At 55.5% G+C, this 16,755-nt stretch carries 19 protein-coding genes; 5 read left to right on the top strand and 14 right to left on the bottom strand.

Features of this window, described 5'->3' with window-relative positions; translation table 11 throughout:
• Both fliQ and fliR read left to right on the top strand, forming a co-directional pair.
• On the top strand, positions 1 to 270 hold the full coding sequence (gene fliQ / locus EDC52_RS12440) for a flagellar biosynthesis protein FliQ (protein ID WP_131865655.1): 270 nt from the start codon (positions 1 to 3) through the stop codon (positions 268 to 270).
• Between the two features lie 2 nt (positions 271 to 272).
• Positions 273 to 1,052, top strand: a complete 780-nt coding sequence (fliR, locus tag EDC52_RS12435; RefSeq protein ID WP_131865654.1) for a flagellar biosynthetic protein FliR — start codon at positions 273 to 275, stop codon at positions 1,050 to 1,052.
• 54 nt (positions 1,053 to 1,106) lie between these two features.
• On the opposite strand, the gene flgL is transcribed toward fliR, so the two are convergent.
• The 11 genes from flgL to flgB form a co-directional block, all read right to left on the bottom strand.
• On the bottom strand, positions 1,107 to 2,033 hold the full coding sequence (gene flgL / locus EDC52_RS12430; RefSeq protein ID WP_131865653.1) for a flagellar hook-associated protein FlgL: 927 nt from the start codon (positions 2,031 to 2,033) through the stop codon (positions 1,107 to 1,109).
• Between the two features lie 52 nt (positions 2,034 to 2,085).
• On the bottom strand, positions 2,086 to 3,720 hold the full coding sequence (flgK, locus tag EDC52_RS12425) for a flagellar hook-associated protein FlgK (RefSeq protein WP_131865652.1): 1,635 nt from the start codon (positions 3,718 to 3,720) through the stop codon (positions 2,086 to 2,088).
• Between the two features lie 115 nt (positions 3,721 to 3,835).
• Positions 3,836 to 4,765 (bottom strand): flagellar assembly peptidoglycan hydrolase FlgJ, encoded by a 930-nt coding sequence (gene flgJ / locus EDC52_RS12420; RefSeq protein ID WP_131865651.1) that lies wholly within the window; start codon positions 4,763 to 4,765, stop codon positions 3,836 to 3,838.
• Positions 4,765 to 5,886, bottom strand: a complete 1,122-nt coding sequence (locus tag EDC52_RS12415; RefSeq protein WP_131865650.1) for a flagellar basal body P-ring protein FlgI — start codon at positions 5,884 to 5,886, stop codon at positions 4,765 to 4,767. Before EDC52_RS12415 ends, flgJ begins: the two co-directional genes overlap by 1 nt.
• A 9-nt stretch (positions 5,887 to 5,895) precedes the next feature.
• Positions 5,896 to 6,555: a flagellar basal body L-ring protein FlgH gene (locus EDC52_RS12410; RefSeq protein ID WP_230468038.1), complete on the bottom strand. Its 660-nt coding sequence runs from the start codon at positions 6,553 to 6,555 to the stop codon at positions 5,896 to 5,898.
• Between the two features lie 169 nt (positions 6,556 to 6,724).
• Positions 6,725 to 7,507 (bottom strand): flagellar basal-body rod protein FlgG, encoded by a 783-nt coding sequence (flgG, locus tag EDC52_RS12405; protein WP_131865648.1) that lies wholly within the window; start codon positions 7,505 to 7,507, stop codon positions 6,725 to 6,727.
• A gap of 21 nt (positions 7,508 to 7,528) precedes the next feature.
• Positions 7,529 to 8,284 carry a flagellar basal body rod protein FlgF gene (locus EDC52_RS12400; RefSeq protein WP_131865647.1) on the bottom strand — a complete coding sequence of 252 codons (756 nt, stop codon included), beginning with the start codon at positions 8,282 to 8,284 and terminating at the stop codon, positions 7,529 to 7,531.
• 12 nt (positions 8,285 to 8,296) lie between these two features.
• Positions 8,297 to 9,517, bottom strand: a complete 1,221-nt coding sequence (gene flgE / locus EDC52_RS12395) for a flagellar hook protein FlgE (protein ID WP_131865646.1) — start codon at positions 9,515 to 9,517, stop codon at positions 8,297 to 8,299.
• Positions 9,518 to 9,570: 53 nt separating this feature from the next.
• Positions 9,571 to 10,293, bottom strand: coding sequence for a flagellar hook assembly protein FlgD (locus EDC52_RS12390; RefSeq protein ID WP_131865645.1), 723 nt, complete (start codon positions 10,291 to 10,293; stop codon positions 9,571 to 9,573).
• A gap of 12 nt (positions 10,294 to 10,305) precedes the next feature.
• Positions 10,306 to 10,710: a flagellar basal body rod protein FlgC gene (gene flgC / locus EDC52_RS12385; RefSeq protein WP_131865644.1), complete on the bottom strand. Its 405-nt coding sequence runs from the start codon at positions 10,708 to 10,710 to the stop codon at positions 10,306 to 10,308.
• A 5-nt stretch (positions 10,711 to 10,715) separates the two neighbouring features.
• Positions 10,716 to 11,129, bottom strand: a complete 414-nt coding sequence (flgB, locus tag EDC52_RS12380; RefSeq protein ID WP_131865643.1) for a flagellar basal body rod protein FlgB — start codon at positions 11,127 to 11,129, stop codon at positions 10,716 to 10,718.
• A 189-nt stretch (positions 11,130 to 11,318) separates the two neighbouring features.
• Between flgB and flgA the strand changes: the two genes are divergently transcribed.
• The 3 genes from flgA to EDC52_RS12365 all read left to right on the top strand — a co-directional run bounded on the left by flgA (position 11,319) and on the right by EDC52_RS12365 (position 12,865).
• A complete protein-coding gene (gene flgA / locus EDC52_RS12375; RefSeq protein ID WP_165911709.1) occupies positions 11,319 to 12,002 on the top strand; it encodes a flagellar basal body P-ring formation chaperone FlgA in 684 nt (227 codons plus the stop codon).
• A gap of 72 nt (positions 12,003 to 12,074) precedes the next feature.
• Complete coding sequence (gene flgM / locus EDC52_RS12370) at positions 12,075 to 12,377, top strand: flagellar biosynthesis anti-sigma factor FlgM (RefSeq protein WP_131865641.1); 303 nt, start codon at positions 12,075 to 12,077, stop codon at positions 12,375 to 12,377.
• Positions 12,378 to 12,424: 47 nt separating this feature from the next.
• Positions 12,425 to 12,865 carry a flagella synthesis protein FlgN gene (locus tag EDC52_RS12365; RefSeq protein ID WP_131865640.1) on the top strand — a complete coding sequence of 147 codons (441 nt, stop codon included), beginning with the start codon at positions 12,425 to 12,427 and terminating at the stop codon, positions 12,863 to 12,865.
• A 194-nt stretch (positions 12,866 to 13,059) separates the two neighbouring features.
• Here EDC52_RS12365 and EDC52_RS12360 read toward each other — a convergent pair whose 3' ends face one another.
• The 3 genes from EDC52_RS12360 to flhB are packed head-to-tail and all read right to left on the bottom strand — an operon-like array spanning position 13,060 to position 16,716.
• On the bottom strand, positions 13,060 to 13,461 hold the full coding sequence (locus EDC52_RS12360) for a flagellar protein FlhE (RefSeq protein WP_165911708.1): 402 nt from the start codon (positions 13,459 to 13,461) through the stop codon (positions 13,060 to 13,062).
• A 14-nt stretch (positions 13,462 to 13,475) separates the two neighbouring features.
• On the bottom strand, positions 13,476 to 15,572 hold the full coding sequence (gene flhA, locus EDC52_RS12355) for a flagellar biosynthesis protein FlhA (protein WP_131865638.1): 2,097 nt from the start codon (positions 15,570 to 15,572) through the stop codon (positions 13,476 to 13,478).
• The gene (flhB, locus tag EDC52_RS12350) at positions 15,553 to 16,716 is read right to left on the bottom strand and encodes a flagellar biosynthesis protein FlhB (RefSeq protein WP_131865637.1); all 1,164 of its coding nucleotides are present in this window, start codon (positions 16,714 to 16,716) and stop codon (positions 15,553 to 15,555) included. Before flhB ends, flhA begins: the two co-directional genes overlap by 20 nt.
• Between the last annotated feature and the right edge of the window lie 39 nt (positions 16,717 to 16,755).

Genomic DNA, 16,755 nt, shown 5'->3' with positions numbered 1-16,755 from the left:
ATGACACCGGAAACGGTCATGACGTTGGGCTTTCAGGCGATGAAGGTGGGGTTGGCCCTGGCGGCCCCATTACTGTTGGCCGCGCTATTTACTGGCCTTATCGTCAGTTTATTACAGGCTGCCACCCAAATTAATGAAATGACATTGTCTTTCATTCCCAAAATTCTCGCTGTGGTCACCACCCTGGTCCTGGCAGGGCCCTGGATGCTTAGCCTGTTGCTCGATTACATGCGAACATTGTTCAGTAGCCTGCCCACCCTCATTGGCTGATTATGATAAGTTTTGATACCACCCAGCTGCAGGCGCTGGTCAGCCATCATTTCTGGCCAGCGGTACGTATCCTGGCGGTGATCGGCACCGCGCCCATTCTCAGTGAAAAGGTGATAAGCCGTAAGGTCAAAGTGGGACTGGCGCTATTGATCGCATTTCTGCTTGGCCCTACCTTACCGGAGGTGGCGGTTTCACCGGGTTCGGCCGGCGGTATCTGGCTGATATTGCAGCAGGTATTGATCGGTTCGGCCATCGGCATCAGCGCCCAGTTGGTGTTTGTGGCGGTGAGGCTTGCCGGCGAAGTGATCGGCCTGCAAATGGGCCTGTCGTTCGCCACCTTTTTCGACCCGTTCGGCGGGCCGAATACGCCAATGATCGCCCGTATTCTTAACCTGATGTGCATGCTGCTGTTTTTATCGTTCAATGGCCATCTTTGGCTTATTTCCATTCTGGCCGACAGCTTTCAGGCGTTGCCGATAAGTACTCAACCGTTGAACGGCAATGGGTTTATGGCGATACTGCAGACCGCGGGTCTGGTGTTTTCGAATGGGCTGATGCTGGGCCTGCCGCTGATTACCCTGCTGCTGGCGCTGAATATCAGTTTGGGCATTCTTAACCGGCTGACGCCGCAATTCTCCATATTTGTCATTGGTTTTCCGCTGACCCTGACCATCGGTATGCTGGCGCTGACTTTTTTGATGCACTTGCTGGCACCGTTCACTGAACATCTGATGACCGATGTCTTTCATCGTTTGACCGGCATTTTTGCCCAGCTGAGATAAGCCAAAAAAAACCGGCAACCTCAGTTGCCGGTTGAAACGCGAGGAGTGGGGTAATCAGCGGATCAGATTGAACAGCGACAGGCTCTGCATGGTCTGAAAGGTGCTCATCGAAATCTGCACCGCGACTTCGGCCATTTTACTCTGGCCAATCATCGTCACCAGCGAGTCACTGTCGCTGCCGACATACTTTTGGAATTTATCGGTCAGGTCGATCTGCTGCTTGGCGCCGCTGCTTTCCAGCATATCCAGCTCGCGCAGGTTGGTGCCGACCTCTGACTGGATCCGGCCGCCCTGATTGATCATCGCCTTCATGGTGATATTGGCGCCATCAAGCACCTGCCTCAAGGCTTCCCGTTCATCATCGGTATTGACCGGCGTTCTAAGGGCGGTGATCGCGTTGTCCAGCGAAGCAAAAATATCATGGCCGCCGCTACTGAACACCTCACTGCCGATATGGCCAACCGCCATATCCCGGCTTTCACCGACCTTCTGACTGATGGCCGCGTCACTGCCCTGATAGGTGATTACCCCGTTATTCTTGACAAACGGCGGGGCATCGGTTTTGGTGCCGGCGAAGATATAGTTGCCGGCGCTGTCGCGGGTATTGCCCAGCGAGTATAAGCGTTCACGCAGGCTTTCAAGTTCCAGCGCCAGAGATGCACGGTCTTCGTTGGATAACGCGCCATCACCAGCCTGGACTATTTTGGTTTTTGCCGTCTGAATGGCATCAAAAATATCGCTCAGGGCATTATCTTCAAGGCCGAGCGCGCCTATCGCATTGTCACGGGCCGAGGCGTATTGCTCATTGCGCGCCAGTTCGTGCTGCGTTTTGACCGCCTGAGAGGCGGCAAACGGATCATCCGACGGCAGCAGATGACTTCTTTGTGAGGCTAACCTGGTCGCCCGGTCATTATAATTGCTGTTAGACTGGGTAATATTGGATGAGTGCTGCTGGTACATCATGCTAGTACTTACGCGCATGGATTCTCTCTCTTAGCGTTGATTTATGGGTATGGAACCGAGCCTAATGGCCTTATCCCACGGTCCTTAGCAGCGTATCAAACAAGGTGTTGGCGGTTTGCAGCACCTGAGCGTTGGCCTGATAGAATTGCTGATACATCTGCAGGTTGACGAATTCTTCGTTCACATCAACGCCGCTGACGCTTTGTTGCTGGTTCACAAGATCTTTAACGATAGCCCCGCTGGTTTTAAGCTCACCGTCGAGATTTTTATTGGCGGCGCCGACACTGCTGACCAGGGAGGCATAAGCGTCATTTAACGTGGCATTGCCGATCAGCTTTTCATCTTTGATGCCGATCATCTTCTTGATATTTTCGTTATTGCCGACTTCGCCTGGCTTGTCAGCGGCAGCGATCTGCTCGGCTTTATCGATACTGACCGATAAGGTGTCGGCGATGCCGCGGGTCGGATTAAGTTGAAAGCTGTCACCCTCAGCGGCGGTGCCGGTAACCCCGACCGTTATGCCGTCGAATGACAGCGAACCATCCGGATTGACCGTCGCCGGCACGCTGACGCCATCGGCGGTGCGGGTAACCTGCCAGTTGCCGCCGCTGAAGGTCATGGTGTAGTCCTGCGCCTTGATATCCTTCATGCTGTCATAGCTCAGCGCCAGGGCGGCTGAGCCGGTATTGTTGCGATTATTGACCGCCTTGGCGATGTCGAAATCGAACAGGTTCTCACCAGGATTGCCGTCCAGATCAAAACCGGCCCGGTTGGCTTCATTGAATCGGTCAGCCATTTTCAGCGCGAGCTGATTGAGCTGATTACGCGACTCGGCCAGATCTTCATTACGGAATTTGAATAGTCCGCCCAATACGCCTTTGGTTAATTTGCTCTCGTCCAATGCCACTTCATTACCGGCGGCATCAATATAAGAGACGGTTGACTGGGCGGGGTTTGCCGCCGAGGCAGTGAGTTTCAGGCTATTGGCTTTGTCGCCTGACACCAGGGTCATGCCGTTACCGAAGGTCACATCCACGCTGCCGTCAGTATTAGGCCTGACTTTAACGCCGATATGCTGGTTGATTTCACTCAGCAGCACATCTCGACGGTCAAGCAGGTCAGCTGGCGGCTTGCCTTCACGCGCGGTGATTTTGCTTATTTCTTTATTCAGATCGGCCAGCTGCCTGGCGATGGTGTTGACTTCATCAACCGACCGCTTAATCTTGTCGTCGGTGTTTTTTTCCAGATTATTAAGGGTGTTGCTGCTAGTGCGGAATTGGCTGCTCAGCGATTTAAGCGTACTGAGCACATTCTGGCGGGCGGCCAGGTCGCTGGAATCCTTACTGATGCCCTCAAAGCCTTTGAACAGATCATCGAGTGTGGTGCCCAGGTTGTTATCGGTATCGCCAAACAGCTTGTCAATCTGACCTAACTGCTCTGCCCGTCCGTGGAGCGCCGCATAGCCTTTGGCCTCAGCATGCAGTTGGTTGGTGATAAAGCTGTCATAGGCGCGGTTAATATCATTTACCTGCACGCCGTAGCCGAGAAAACCATAACTGTTGGCGCGACCGCCGGCTTCGCCAAAGACGATAGTACGACGGTTATAGCCTTCGGTGAACGCGTTAGCCATGTTGTTACCGGTGACGCCGATGCCCAGCTGTGCAGCACTTAGCCCGCCACGGGCAATATTCATTAAATTATTCATTGTTACCTGCTGTTGTTGATTGTCGCGGCCGATACAGCGGGGGTTTCCCGGATACAGGCATGATAAAACCTATAGAGGTTATCGGCCCCGACGACGAAAACTGCAGGCAAACAGGCTAGAAAAGTGATCCTAAATCAGTCTGATAGGCGCTGGCCACGCGCTGGCCCAGCGACTTCATCTGACCAATGATATTGACCAGTTTCTGCGCATAATGCGGATCGGTGGCATAGCCGGCGGCCTGCAGCGCATGGGCACCCTGTTCGGGGGTTTTGACCGCCGCCACTTGCCGGTAGCGGGGGTTATTGACCAGCAGGCCGGTATAATCACGCAACGCATCGGCATAGGAGGCATACACCCGAAAGGTGGCGGTCACTTTCCGGGCGATACCTTCAAAATACTCAGTGGTGGTGATAGTGGTCGATTCGCCCTTCCAGCTCTCGCCGGCTTTGATACCAAACAGATTATGGCTGGGCTTGCCATCACTGGTCTGGATCTCCCGCGTGCCCCAGCCGGACTCCAGCGCCGCCTGAGCCATAATAAGGTGGTAAGGCAGCCCGCTTTCGCGGGCCGCCCGCTGCGCCGGCCCGGCCAGGCGGGAAATAAAGCCGGCGTTATGCATAACCGGTCCGGTAGAGCGGGAGGGCTGGCGCTGAGTGTCCTGGTCAGGGAAAGCGCGCTGCATCAGCAGACTGAGCGATTGCGGCAGCGGATTAGCCGCCGCCCCCATCGGCAGCAGCGGCGTCGGGTCTTTGGCCCGGCCGGCCTCCGGCTCGCCGCCCAATTGTTTGACCATCATATCGGCCAGGCCGAACATGCCCTTGGCGGTCAGGTTTTCCGACAGTTGCTGATGATACATCGAGGTATAGAGCTTACTTTGCTCACTGTCGAAAATGCCGCCCTGGGAAATGTTTTTCAGCACTTCATTAAGAAACAGCCCCTCTATTTGTCTGGCGGCGGCCAGCAGCCCCCCCTGAGGGGACCGCTTCAGCGCCGCCATCGAAGGCATGTCAAACGCAGCAGATAATCCCATCCGGCTATTGTTCATCAGTTGATTTCCAATTTTGCATTCAGACAACCGGCACTTTGCATCGATTGCAGGATCGCCATCAGGTCATTAGGCGTGGCACCGATGCTGTTCAAGGCGCGAACCACGCTGTTAAGATCGGTACCGGCATGCACCTGCTGCAGCGCGCCGCCTTCATTGGACATCGAGATATCGGTTTGCGGTACCACCACTGTCTGACCACCGCCTAACGGCGTATCGGGCTGACTGACCTGCAGCCGGTGATTCACTTCGACGGTTAAATCGCCATGGGCCACCGCACAGGATCCCAGTGCAACAAACTGGTTCATCACCACCGACCCGGTGCGGGAGTTGATGATAACCCGCGCATCGGCAGGGCCTAGCTTGAGCGACATATTCTGTACATTGGCCAGAAATTTGACCTTGCCCGGCCCGCTGCCCGGCACTGCGACCTGAACCGTCCGCCCATCCAGCGCCATCGCGGTGCCGCGGCCCAAACGGCCATTGATGGTGTCGCTGATTTGCTGGGCCAGGGAAAAATCGTCATTGTTAAGCTGCAGATTGATAAAGGTGCCCTTGGCAAAATCGATCGGCACCTCACGCTCGATAACCCCACCGCCGCTGACTCGCCCGCCGTTAAGATGGTTGACCTGTACCCGGTTGCCGCCCGCCTGGGCCCCCGAACCTGAAATCAGGATATTCCCCTGGGCCAGGGCATAGACCTGGTTATCCACGCCCTTCAGCGGCGTCATCAGCAATGTCCCGCCACGCAGGCTTTTCGCATTGCCCAGGGAAGACACCACCACATCCACTTTCTGACCGACGCGGGCAAACGGCGGCAGTTGCGCAGTCACCATCACCGCCGCCACATTTTTGATTTGCATGTTGGTGCCCGGCGGCACGGTAATGCCGAGCTGAGATAACATATTACTCATACTCTGGAGGGTAAAGGGCGTCTGCATAGTTTGATCGCCGGTGCCGTCAAGACCCACCACCAGCCCATAACCTATCAGGGCGTTATCACGCACCCCTTGCACCGAGGTAAGATCACGAATGCGTTCCGCCTGACTCACCGACGAGAATAACAGGCCGTACACTGCACACAGCGTTAACAGGCGGCGGACAAGAACAGAAAGTTTCATTTTAGTTACTCAGAACGGTGAAAATTTAAGGAAGAAACGCTGTAGCCAACCCATCTGCTGCGCTTCATTGATATAGCCATTGCCGACATATTCAATCCGCGCATCCGAAACCTGAGTTGAGACCACGGTGTTGCTGCCGCTGATGGTGCGAGGGTTGACGATGCCGGTAAAACGGATAAATTCAGTGCCCTGATTGATGGCGATTTGTTTTTCGCCGATGACCCGCAGGTTACCGTTAGCCAGTACGTCATTTACCGTCACGGTAATGGTGCCGCTAAAGGTATTTTTTGCCGCCGCCCCGCCTTTGCCGCCAAAGGAATTATTGCCCTTGACATCGGTAGTGACCCGGTCGCCGCCCAACAGGCCTGACAGCATGCTGGGTACCGCATCCACCGACATGCCGACGCCGCCATCGCGCGAGGCATTGGCCGACGAACTCTTGCTGGCGCTGACGTTTTCCTGCAGCAGAATGGTCAGCGTATCGCCGACATTCCTCGGCCGGCGGTCCTCAAACATCGGCTGATAGCCATAATTCATCGCCTGGCCGGATTGAAAAACCGAGCCATTGACCCTGGCAGGCATCGGCGGCGCCGGCATGGCGGTGGTGGTGCCTTCCACCAGCATCGGCGGCGGCGGCGCACTGCAACCGCTGAGCAATAACGCCAGCATACCCACCCTGGCAAGACTCAGGCCCGGATGAACTGGGCGCAGAAAGGATACGCGGCTCGGCGCAGGCAGCACCGGATAAGGCTTTATCATATTTTCCATTACTGTGACTCGAAACGGTGAGGGCATGACTCAGCCCGGGGCCGAGTCATGCCGTTACAATGATGAATAATCAGATCTGGGCCAAGCGCGCTAACATCTGGTCCACCGTGGTAACGGCTTTACTGTTGAGTTCATACGCGCGCTGCGTTTGTATCATTTTCACCAGTTCTTCAGCGACATTGACGTTGGAGGTTTCCTTATAGCCCTGCTTCAGTGAACCCGCCCCGTTCAATCCGGGGGTATTATCATTGGGCGCGCCGGATGACTGGGTTTCCCGGTACAGGTTCTCGCCGAGGCTTTCCAGTCCTGAATCATTGATAAAGGTTGCCAGGGTAATCTGTCCGGCCTGTTGCGGCAGCGTGTTACCGGCTATTTTGACCGAGACCGTGCCGTCCTTGCCGATGGTCATACTGGTGGCGTCTTGCGGCACGATAATCGCCGGCTGCAGCTGGTAGCCATTGGAGGTGACCAGTTGGCCATTGGCATCAGGCTGGAATGAACCGTCCCGGGTATAGCCGGTGGTTCCGTCAGGCAACAGCACCTGAAAAAACCCCTGACCTTCAATCGCCACATCGGTGGTGTTGTCGGTCTTTTCAAAACCGCCCTGGCTGTGGATCCTCTCCGTCGACACCAACCGGGTTCCGGTGCCAAGCTGCAGGCCGGACGGAATAGTGGTCTGTTCGGAGGACTGCGCGCCCGGCTGGCGCAACGTTTGATACATCAAGTCCTCAAACACGGCTCGCTGGCGCTTGAATCCACTGGTCGCGACGTTTGCCAGATTGTTCGAAATCACATCCATGTTGGTTTGCTGAGCCTCAAGCCCGCTTTTGGCAATCCATAACGAACGGAACATGATGTATTCTCCTTGTCAGCCTTAGCTGAGACTTAATAACTGGTTAGCCGAACGGGCGTTTTCATTCACGTCACTGATGACTTTCATCTGCATTTCAAAGCTGCGGGCATTGGTAATCATCGATGCCAGCGCCTTCACCGGGCTGACATTGCTGCCTTCGATCGCGCCCGGCACCAGATTGATGCTCGGATCAGCGGCTAACACTGGCCCACGGGCCGCCCGCGCGTTGGCGGTAAGCTGGAAGAAGCCATCGTCCCGGTGTTCAAGCTCGCCGGGGGGCACGTTGACCATTTTGATGCGCCCTACCGGTGCGATAGCGGTAGGGTTATCGCCTACCCCCAACGATGAAACGGTCCCGTTAGATCCGATGGTCAACAGGGCATCGGTCGGCACCGTCATCGGGCCGCTTTCCCCGACCAGCTCCAACCCCTGAATACGCAGTTGCCCGGCTTGATCCACCTGGATGCTGCCGTTGCGGGTGTAGACTTCCTGACCATCGGGCAATTGCACCGCCAGCCAACTGTCTTGCCCCAACGCCACATCCAGCGGCCGATCGGTCATTTGAATCGGCCCGGCGGTAAAATCGTTGCCCGGCGTTGACGCGGTCACCAGCGTACGGGTATCCATCGATGGCCCTTCCACCGGGACGGCGCGGAACATTGCCAACTGACCGCGAAATCCAGGGGTCGACACATTAGCCAGGTTATTGGAAGTGACCGCCTGCTGGTTGAGGGCGGCGCTGGCCGCCCCCATGGCGGTATAAATTGCACGATCCATAGCGTTTTACCGTTAACGTAGGCTGACGAGGGTTTGCAGCAATTGATCCTGCGTTTTAATCGTCTGGGAGTTGGATTGATAATTGCGCTGGAAGACAATCATGTTGACCATTTCTTGCGCCAGGTCCACGTTGGACATTTCAAGCTTTCCGCCGGAAAGCGAACCGAGGGTGCCGGAGTTAGAGGTCCCCAGGACCGGCTGCCCTGACTCGGCGGTTTCAGTCCAGCTGTTGTCGCCTTTGGATGACAGGCCGCCCGGGTTGGTGAAGTTCGCCAGCACCACTTGGGCAATCAGTTGTTCTTTACCGTTGGAATAGCTGGCGACCACCTGGCCATTACCGCTGACCTTGTAGCCGTTCATGCTGCCGGTGCTGTAGCCATCGGTCGAGGCGGTATTGGTTTCGTTATCGGCCGCCTGCTGGCTGGTGCCGGCCAGGTCAAGCTCAAAGTCCAGGGCTTCGCCGCCTTTATAGCCGGCGCCTTCAACCTTGATTTTCACATCGGCCGGTACCATTTTGCCGCTGCTGTCGAACTTTAGATCAGCGGTCTGGAACACCGGCTTACCGCCGCCGTCCAGCTTGGGGGAAGTGGTATCGTTGCTGTATACCTTCCACTCGTTGTCAGCGGTTTTGGCATAGTAAACGTTGATCACATGCTTGTTGCCCAGGCTGTCGTAGGCGTTAACCTGAGTGCTGTAGCTATAGCTGTCTTTATTCTCGGGATCGAACGGCGTGACGGTGACATTTTCACTGCCCGAGTCCAGATTACCGACCAGTTTACCGCTGCCGGTAGCTTTAGCCGGCATGGTGTCATTAGGGATCTGGATCGGTCCTACCGAGGCGCCAGGCTGGATTTCCGGCGGCGTGCCGGTGGCCTGATAGCCGGTCAGGAATCCATTCTGGTTATTGATGATATAACCATCGGCATTTAGCTTGAACTGGCCATTACGGCTGTAGGAAATTTTGCCGGCTTCGTCCACCAGGCGGAAAAAACCATTGCCCTGAATGCCCATATCCAGCTTGCTGGAGCCTTGGGTAAGCGCCGCATCGCTGAAGTTCTGATTGATACCCGCGACCTGAACACCCAGGCCGACCTGAGAGCCGGAGAAGATATCGCCGAAAGCGATCGAGCTTGATTTAAAGCCAACGGTCTGGGAGTTGGCAATGTTATTACCGATTACGTCGAGCGCCTGAGAGGCCGCGTTAAGTCCACTGATACCTTGTGAAAAGCTCATACGCTATTCCTTTGCTTGGTAGTTGATAAAAAAATTGTCCCGCATTACCGCCATCACTCCATCATCACGATTTCATTAAATTCGACGGTGCCGTCCAGCCCCAGATTTAATTTTCCAAAGCTGCCGGGTATGAAGATCACCGACTCGACGGTGGCAGCCTTTAACGCGGTAATGGTTGGGGTGCTACCATCTTCATTAGTGGCGGTAAAGCTGACGGTAAATGGCCCTTTGTCCGGATCAAGCTCAGGCTCAGGCACCACATCGTCCATATGGTATTTGCTGGCGCCGGCTTTAACGTTGGTCAATGTTTTGACATAGGTGCTGCCGTCTTTGCCGGTATAGGTCACCTCCACCTGGTCGGCGTCAGTATTGAGAAAAAGCCCAAATTCAGCATTACCGGCTGCCGACACTTTAGGATCTCCGATCACCAGCACCTTACGGCCTACCCATTGGGCCAGGGATGAGGAGTGCAGTCCGACAGCAACATTACCCACGCCCTCCAAGGTTTTATTCAGCTTTTCAATGCCGCCGACGGTACTTATCTGGGCTATTTGCGAGGTAAATTCGTTATTGTTCATCGGATTGGTCGGATCCTGATTGGCCATCTGGGCAATCATCATCTTGAGAAAATTATCCATGATGGCGTCGCTGCTGTTGGCCGGTATATCGGGTTGCCCCTGAGCCGCAGGGGCCTGGGGTCCCGGGGCGCTGCGGCTATTGGCGGGCATCCGACCGTTGGCCTGACCGGCGCCGTCCATAAGTGGAGACAAAGACATGCGCGTTTTCCTTTACTGACCCATGGTCAATGTTTTGTACATCAAAGATTTGGCCGAATTCATCACTTCAACATTGGCCTGATAACTGCGTGATGCCGAAAGGGTATTCACCATTTCGCTGACCACATTGACATTGGGCATCTGAACATAGCCCTTGGCATCGGCCAGCGGATTACCCGGCTCGTAAACCAGACGGGCCGGTGACGGATCATCAATCACCTGGGCCACTTTGACGCCGCCAATCTCCTGGCCAGGCGCAGCATTAACCTGGAACACCACCTGCTTGGCGCGATAGGGTTGTCCGTCAGGGCCAACCGCACTGTCGGCATTGGCCATGTTGCTGGCGCTGACGTTGAGGCGTTGTGATTGCGCGCTGAGCGCTGAACCAGAAATATCAAATAAACTGAACAGAGACATCGGTATTACCCCTGAGAGAGCACGGTCATCATGCTTTTAAGTTGGCTATTGATCAGGGTGAGGCCGGTCTGATATTTCACGCTATTATCGGCAAACTGCACCCGTTCACGATCCATATCGACGGTATTGCCATCGGCCGACGGCTGATCCGGAATGCGATACAACACATCATTGGTCATGCGCGAAAAAGGCTGGACAGCGATATGGCGGCCGGAGGTCAGGGTTAATGAAACGCCGTTGGCAGTACTGCGCCCCTGGCTCACCGCCTGCTGCAATTGCGCAGAGAAATCAATATCACGCGCCCGGTAGCCCGGGGTGTCAGCATTGGCAATATTGGCGGCCAGGATGTTCTGCCGCGAATCCAGCAGATGCAGCGCCTCTTGCTGAAAACGCAAATCGCGGTCAATTTTGTCAAGCATGGTACCTCCGGACAGTTTTTGTCAGATAGAGTGATGAGCTAGCATGGTAGTGACACACCGCGAAAAGTAATGAGGCGAATAACGCCCTGTTTGTTGGTTATTTGTTCCCTTCGGGATCGGCCTTTTTGGGTAGACTGTGATCAGTGGAAAAAGCGAGTCAACACTCGCTGCCTATCCGGAGGTCAAGGCATGAAAGGGCTGATATCAATCAGAAAACGGCATGCAGCTATGCTGGTATGGCTATGGGGATGCAGTATCGGTAGCGCCGCCGCCAGCCCATCGCTACCGGCCATCATCGAGCAGGCCCTGCAACAGCAGCATCCGGGCAGCGGAATAACGTTTAACGTCAGCCTGATAACGCCCAGCCATCTGTTGCCCACCTGCCCCACGCCTGAATTGACGCTGCAGAATCAGGGCCGCTTGAGCGGAAAAATGAGCGTGGCCGCCCGCTGCGATAATCGCCGCCGGTTTATTCAGATCACTGTGGAGGCGAGCGGCGTTTACTGGACCGCTGCCCGCCCAGTCAACGCCAATACCTTACTGACCAAAGCAGATGTGGTGCGCAAAAAAGGGCCGCTCAATGGTCTGCCGGGCGGTATTATTCTGGCGGATAAAAACATTATCGGCCGCGTAACCACGCGGACCCTCAGCGCCGGACAACCGGTTATCACCAGCCAGCTAAAGACGGCCTGGAAAGTGACCACCGGTTCCAGAGTTGAGATTGTCAGCATTGGCGCGGGTTTTAGGGTCCGCAGCCAGGGTAAAGCATTGGATAACGGTGCGGTCAATGACACCATCAGATTACGCACCGATGCCGGTCAGTTGCTGACCGGCAGGGTCGATGCCAACGGCAGCATTAAAATTGATTTCTGAATTGACTCAAGTTTTCAGACCGAATCACCGATATGAGGGTTACCCGCTTTAATTCATCATCGAGGATACGCCATGAGCATCGAAAGAACCCTTCCTACCCAGCCGGTTGCCGGTTGTTCTCACAGCACGCTGGCTAATGCTCAGCAGAATAGCGCAGAAACTGCGGTCAAACGTGTGCCGAAAACTCAACCCAATGGCACTGAAGTCACCTTGAGTGACGCCAGCAGGCTGATTAATCCTGCTGAAAGCCAGGATGTTAATGCACAACGTGTCGCGGCAATCAAAGCATCCCTCGAACGAGGGGATCTCAATATCGACTGCGGCAAAATTGCCGAGGCATTATTGGATAACAGCTGGCTGGCTGGCGCGAAATAAAGCCGTCACAACCCTGCGTCAAAACAGCGTCAACCCTACGGATAATAATGGATAATATCGCCCTAAACCTCGGAAAATTGTACCAAACTTTGGAGTGCCTGGAAATTGAGCTGGCGGAAGAGGAACGCTTACTCAGCGTTATGCAGATCAACCCGGTCGAGCTACAGGTGGTGACCGATAAGAAGAGTCAGCTACTGGCGGCAGTCAGTTATTATGATGAGCAGCGTCATCTGGCGGAAAAACAGGCCAGCCAGCCGGCTCCCTATCGGGACCGTCGCTTGTCTGAACGCTGGCAGCATATTCTGACGCTGACTAAAAAGCTCAGCGATATGAATATCCACAACGGTACCCTGATGGAAAAACAGGCGGCATTCATGCGCAAAATGCAGAGTATGATGCAGAATACCCGAATGGGGCAGATGGTGTATGGCGCTGACGGCCAATCCCGCAACGGCGTTACCCGGCGTAACGCCGGCCGCAGCGTCTAACGCTGCCGAACGACGGTAACGTCGACCGGCATTGCGGCCTGTTAAGCCTCTCTCATCGGACGTTAGCCGTTGTTCCCTACCCTGCGACTGAGCCCTAAACTCCCTTCTGGGCCGGGGCGGCCGCCTGCTCTGCCGGCGATTATCCCAGCAAGCCAGTCAGGCGCGTTCAGCCACCGCCCTAAAACCTGGCATCGTCAGCGATAATTAACGGTCAATTGATTGGATAAAATCTGCAGCGGCGGCATCAGTCGCCCGTGGGTTTCTACCCGGTAGATAAAACGAAAGGGACCCTCGGCACCGTCACCCGCCAGATGACTGGCGCGCCCCGACAGACCGGAGAGCCTGGTGCAGCGCTGAGCGCTGCACAAATCTACCCTCACCGAGGCCTCAGGAGTGGTAAACAGCTGTACATCCCAGCTATAGCTCACCACCCTGGCACCGCCGACATGCCCGGCAGGTGCCGACAGCGGCTGAGTGGTCATCGCCTGGTTGCCGACTCCTAGCTCTCCGCCGTGCCCGGTTGCACTCCATGAACCACCGGCCGCCGCCAGACCCACGGCCGGCAGCAGTTGGCAACAGGTAAATGCCAGTATCATTACGCCCAACGGCCTCATGGTTTACCGCCAATGGTGGCGGTCATTTTGATCGGTCGGTTATCGGTAATTTCAGCATTGGACATCACCACCAAATGGGGCATTGAGCGTCGCAAGAAACGTGCAAGCATCGGCCGCAGCGCCGGGTTTACCAGCAGTACCGGCGGGGCGCCGAACATCTGCTGACGCTGCAAAGCTCGGTCCGTCTGGATCAGCATATTTTGGGCAATGCCAGGTTCAAGGGCGCCGCCGTTTTGCACCGCCTGCATCAGTATCTGGTCCAGCTGAATATCCAGACCAATCACCTGAATCTCGCTGTTAGCCGGGAACCAATGATGGGTAATCGCCCGGCCAAGCTTCACCCGCACCAGCACGGTCAGTTCTTCCACATCCGGTTTATCCGGCGCGAATTCGGCCAGGGTTTCCAGAATAGTGCGCATATCACGAATCGATACCCGTTCGGACAACAGGTTGCGTAACACTTTATGCAGGGTGGTCAGGGAGACGGTATCCGGTATCAGGTCCGCCGTCAGCTTGGGCATCTCTTTTTCTAAATGCTCAAGCAATAGCTGGGCCTCTTCACGACCGAAAATTTCATCCGCATGCTGAGCCAGTAGGTGGTTGAAATGCGTAGCCACCACCGTGCTGGCATCCACCACGGTATAGCCCTGCGTCTGCGCCTGTTCGCGCAGCACTTCATCAATCCATACCGCTGAAAGTCCGAATGCCGGTTCCTGGCAGGCCTGACCGGGCAAGTCGCCAATCGCGCCGCCGGGATTTATCGCCATCCATTTTTCAGGCTGGGTTTCTCCGCCGCCAAGTTCAACGCCTTTAAGGGAGATACGGTATTGGGTCGGGGATAAATCCAGATTGTCACGAATATGCACCACTGGCGGCAGAAACCCGATCTCCTGGGCGAATTTCTTACGGATACCGCGGATACGTCCCAGCAGTTCGCCATTCTGATCATTGTCAACCATTGGAATAAGGCGATAGCCCACTTCCAAGCCAAGAATGTCCTCCGGTAATACATCAGACCAGTTGGCATCCGCTGCCTGATGGGCAGCCTGTTCAGCCTTGGCACCGCTATCGCCGTCGGTGAACGCCTGGTGCTCAGTCGCCACCTCTTTGCCCCTCAACTTCCAGGCCCAGCCGAGCAGGGCGGCGGTAAACAGCAGGAAAACCACGTTCGGCATGCCCGGCACCATGCCCAGCAAGCCGATAACCGCCGCTGACAGCACCATCACCCGCGGATTGTTGAACAGCTGGGTCACCATCTGTTCGCCGACGTCCTGATGGGTCGCCACTCGGGTGACGATAACACCGGCGGCGGTGGAGATCACCAGGGCCGGGATCTGCGCCACCAGACCGTCGCCGATGGTCAATAGCATGTAGGTTTCACCGGCAGCGCCCAGTTCCATGCCGTGCTGGATAACGCCCACCAGCAAACCGCCGATGATGTTGATCGCCATGATCAGCAGGCCGGCGATGGCATCGCCGCGAACGAATTTACTGGCGCCGTCCATAGAGCCGTAAAAATCCGATTCCTGGGTCACTTCGGCACGCCGCCGCCGGGCATCCTCTTCGCCAATCAATCCGGCGTTAAGATCGGCATCGATGGCCATTTGTTTGCCCGGCATGCCGTCCAGTACGAAGCGGGCGCCGACTTCGGCGATGCGCCCGGCACCCTTGGTAATGACCATGAAGTTGATCACCACCAGAATGGCGAAGATAACAATACCGATGGCAAAATTACCGCCGACCAGAAACTGGCCGAACGCTTCAATCACCTGGCCTGCCGCCGCGTCCCCATTATGCCCTTCAAGCAAAATGATACGGGATGACGCGACATTAAGCGCCAATCTCAATAAGGTCGAAAACAGCAAAATGGTCGGAAAGGCGGCGAAATCCAGGGTGCGCTGGGTAAACATCGCTACCAGCAGGATCATGATCGACAATACAATATTGAAGGTGAAAAACAGATCCAGCATAAACGGCGGCAGCGGCAATATCATCATCGACAGGATCATCATGATGAGGATGGGACCCGCCAGAATCTGCCACTGGGTCTTTTTCAGGTTGGGTAAACGAAGTTTAGTGGCCAGATTTGCCATGATTTGTGCTCTCTTGTGCAAAATCCAGTGCGCCAGGCACCGTCAGATTCTTGGGTTTTTTGGGTATCAACCCCCCTTCCTTGCGCCAGCGACGCAAGCCGTAAACCCAGGCCAATACCTGCGCAACAGCACCGTACAACGCCGTGGGGATTTGCTGACCAATCTCACCGTGCCGGTAAAGCGCCCTTGCCAGCGGGGCCGCCTCAAGCATCGGGATTCGATGTTCTTCAGCGATTGCGCGAATGTTCATGGCGATAACGCCGGCGCCTTTTGCCAATATGGTCGGGGCCGACATGTTATGGGCTTCATACTTCAGCGCGACCGAATAGTGCGTCGGATTATTAACGATAACGTCGGCTTTAGGCACATCAGCCATCATTCGTTGCTGCGCCATATGGCGCTGTTGCTGGCGTATCCGGTTTTTGACCATCGGATCACCGTCCTGCTGCTTATGTTCATCGCGAATTTCCTGCCTGGACATGCGCAGCTTTTTTGCGTTACTGGCCAGTTGGTAGACAATGTCATAGGCGACCATGGGAATCAGGCTCAGGATGATAACCAGCAGACATTGCGCCATGATAGAGAGGGCATCGGCCATCGCAGACAGTGGGTTTTCATAAGTCAGCCGCATCATCCGCGGCCAGTTGTGCCAGATAAAAATACCGCAGGCCGTGCCGACCAGGCAGACTTTGAAAATGGTTTTAAGCATTTCCGAGATCAATTTCATCGAAAATATACGCTTTAAACCGGAAAAGGGATTCAGCCGTTTGATATCGACTTTTATCGATTTTCCGCTGAACAGAAAGCCGCCCAGCATCGCCGGAGAGCAGGCAGCAACCAGCACCAACCCCAGCATCAGCGGCAACAGAGCCGTGACGGCGACGGTAATCAGCCTGGCCACCTGGCGCAGCATCATATTTTGATCATTGATCAGCCGGTGATCAAAATAGAGGCCGTTGCGCAGCATCTCCGCCAGGTAATGCGCCACATAACTTCCCCCTAGCCACAGCAGAGCCCATCCTCCCAACAGCATCATCAGCGATACCAATTCTTTGGAGCGCGCAATCTGTCCATCCTTGCGCGCTTTTTCGCGCCGATGGGGTGTGGGGTCTTCTGTTTTTTCTACATCGCTCTCTTCGGACAAAACCAGTTAATCGCCGTTAGTTGAGATAAGAACCTGCCA

This window comes from Biostraticola tofi (assembly GCF_004343195.1).
Classification (GTDB): Bacteria; Pseudomonadota; Gammaproteobacteria; order Enterobacterales; family Enterobacteriaceae; genus Biostraticola; species Biostraticola tofi.
The sequence above is the reverse complement of the archived record's forward strand: the minus strand, read 5'-3'. Positions and strand labels throughout refer to the sequence as shown.

What these genes read in the sequence shown, in the direction of transcription:
- fliQ (WP_131865655.1), top strand. Translation starts at nt 1, where the DNA reads ATGACACCGGAAACGGTCATGACGTTGGGCTTTCAGGCGATGAAGGTG.
- flgC (WP_131865644.1), bottom strand. Translation starts at nt 10,710, where the DNA reads ATGTCTCTGTTCAGTTTATTTGATATTTCTGGTTCAGCGCTCAGCGCG.
- flgL (WP_131865653.1), bottom strand. Translation starts at nt 2,033, where the DNA reads ATGCGCGTAAGTACTAGCATGATGTACCAGCAGCACTCATCCAATATT.
- EDC52_RS12410 (WP_230468038.1), bottom strand. Translation starts at nt 6,555, where the DNA reads ATGCTGGCGTTATTGCTCAGCGGTTGCAGTGCGCCGCCGCCGCCGATG.
- flgJ (WP_131865651.1), bottom strand. Translation starts at nt 4,765, where the DNA reads ATGAACAATAGCCGGATGGGATTATCTGCTGCGTTTGACATGCCTTCG.
- flgG (WP_131865648.1), bottom strand. Translation starts at nt 7,507, where the DNA reads ATGTTCCGTTCGTTATGGATTGCCAAAAGCGGGCTTGAGGCTCAGCAA.
- flgB (WP_131865643.1), bottom strand. Translation starts at nt 11,129, where the DNA reads ATGCTTGACAAAATTGACCGCGATTTGCGTTTTCAGCAAGAGGCGCTG.
- EDC52_RS12390 (WP_131865645.1), bottom strand. Translation starts at nt 10,293, where the DNA reads ATGTCTTTGTCTCCACTTATGGACGGCGCCGGTCAGGCCAACGGTCGG.
- flgA (WP_165911709.1), top strand. Translation starts at nt 11,319, where the DNA reads ATGAAAGGGCTGATATCAATCAGAAAACGGCATGCAGCTATGCTGGTA.
- EDC52_RS12365 (WP_131865640.1), top strand. Translation starts at nt 12,425, where the DNA reads ATGGATAATATCGCCCTAAACCTCGGAAAATTGTACCAAACTTTGGAG.
- EDC52_RS12400 (WP_131865647.1), bottom strand. Translation starts at nt 8,284, where the DNA reads ATGGATCGTGCAATTTATACCGCCATGGGGGCGGCCAGCGCCGCCCTC.
- EDC52_RS12360 (WP_165911708.1), bottom strand. Translation starts at nt 13,461, where the DNA reads ATGATACTGGCATTTACCTGTTGCCAACTGCTGCCGGCCGTGGGTCTG.
- flgE (WP_131865646.1), bottom strand. Translation starts at nt 9,517, where the DNA reads ATGAGCTTTTCACAAGGTATCAGTGGACTTAACGCGGCCTCTCAGGCG.
- flhA (WP_131865638.1), bottom strand. Translation starts at nt 15,572, where the DNA reads ATGGCAAATCTGGCCACTAAACTTCGTTTACCCAACCTGAAAAAGACC.
- flgK (WP_131865652.1), bottom strand. Translation starts at nt 3,720, where the DNA reads ATGAATAATTTAATGAATATTGCCCGTGGCGGGCTAAGTGCTGCACAG.
- fliR (WP_131865654.1), top strand. Translation starts at nt 273, where the DNA reads ATGATAAGTTTTGATACCACCCAGCTGCAGGCGCTGGTCAGCCATCAT.
- flgM (WP_131865641.1), top strand. Translation starts at nt 12,075, where the DNA reads ATGAGCATCGAAAGAACCCTTCCTACCCAGCCGGTTGCCGGTTGTTCT.
- EDC52_RS12415 (WP_131865650.1), bottom strand. Translation starts at nt 5,886, where the DNA reads ATGAAACTTTCTGTTCTTGTCCGCCGCCTGTTAACGCTGTGTGCAGTG.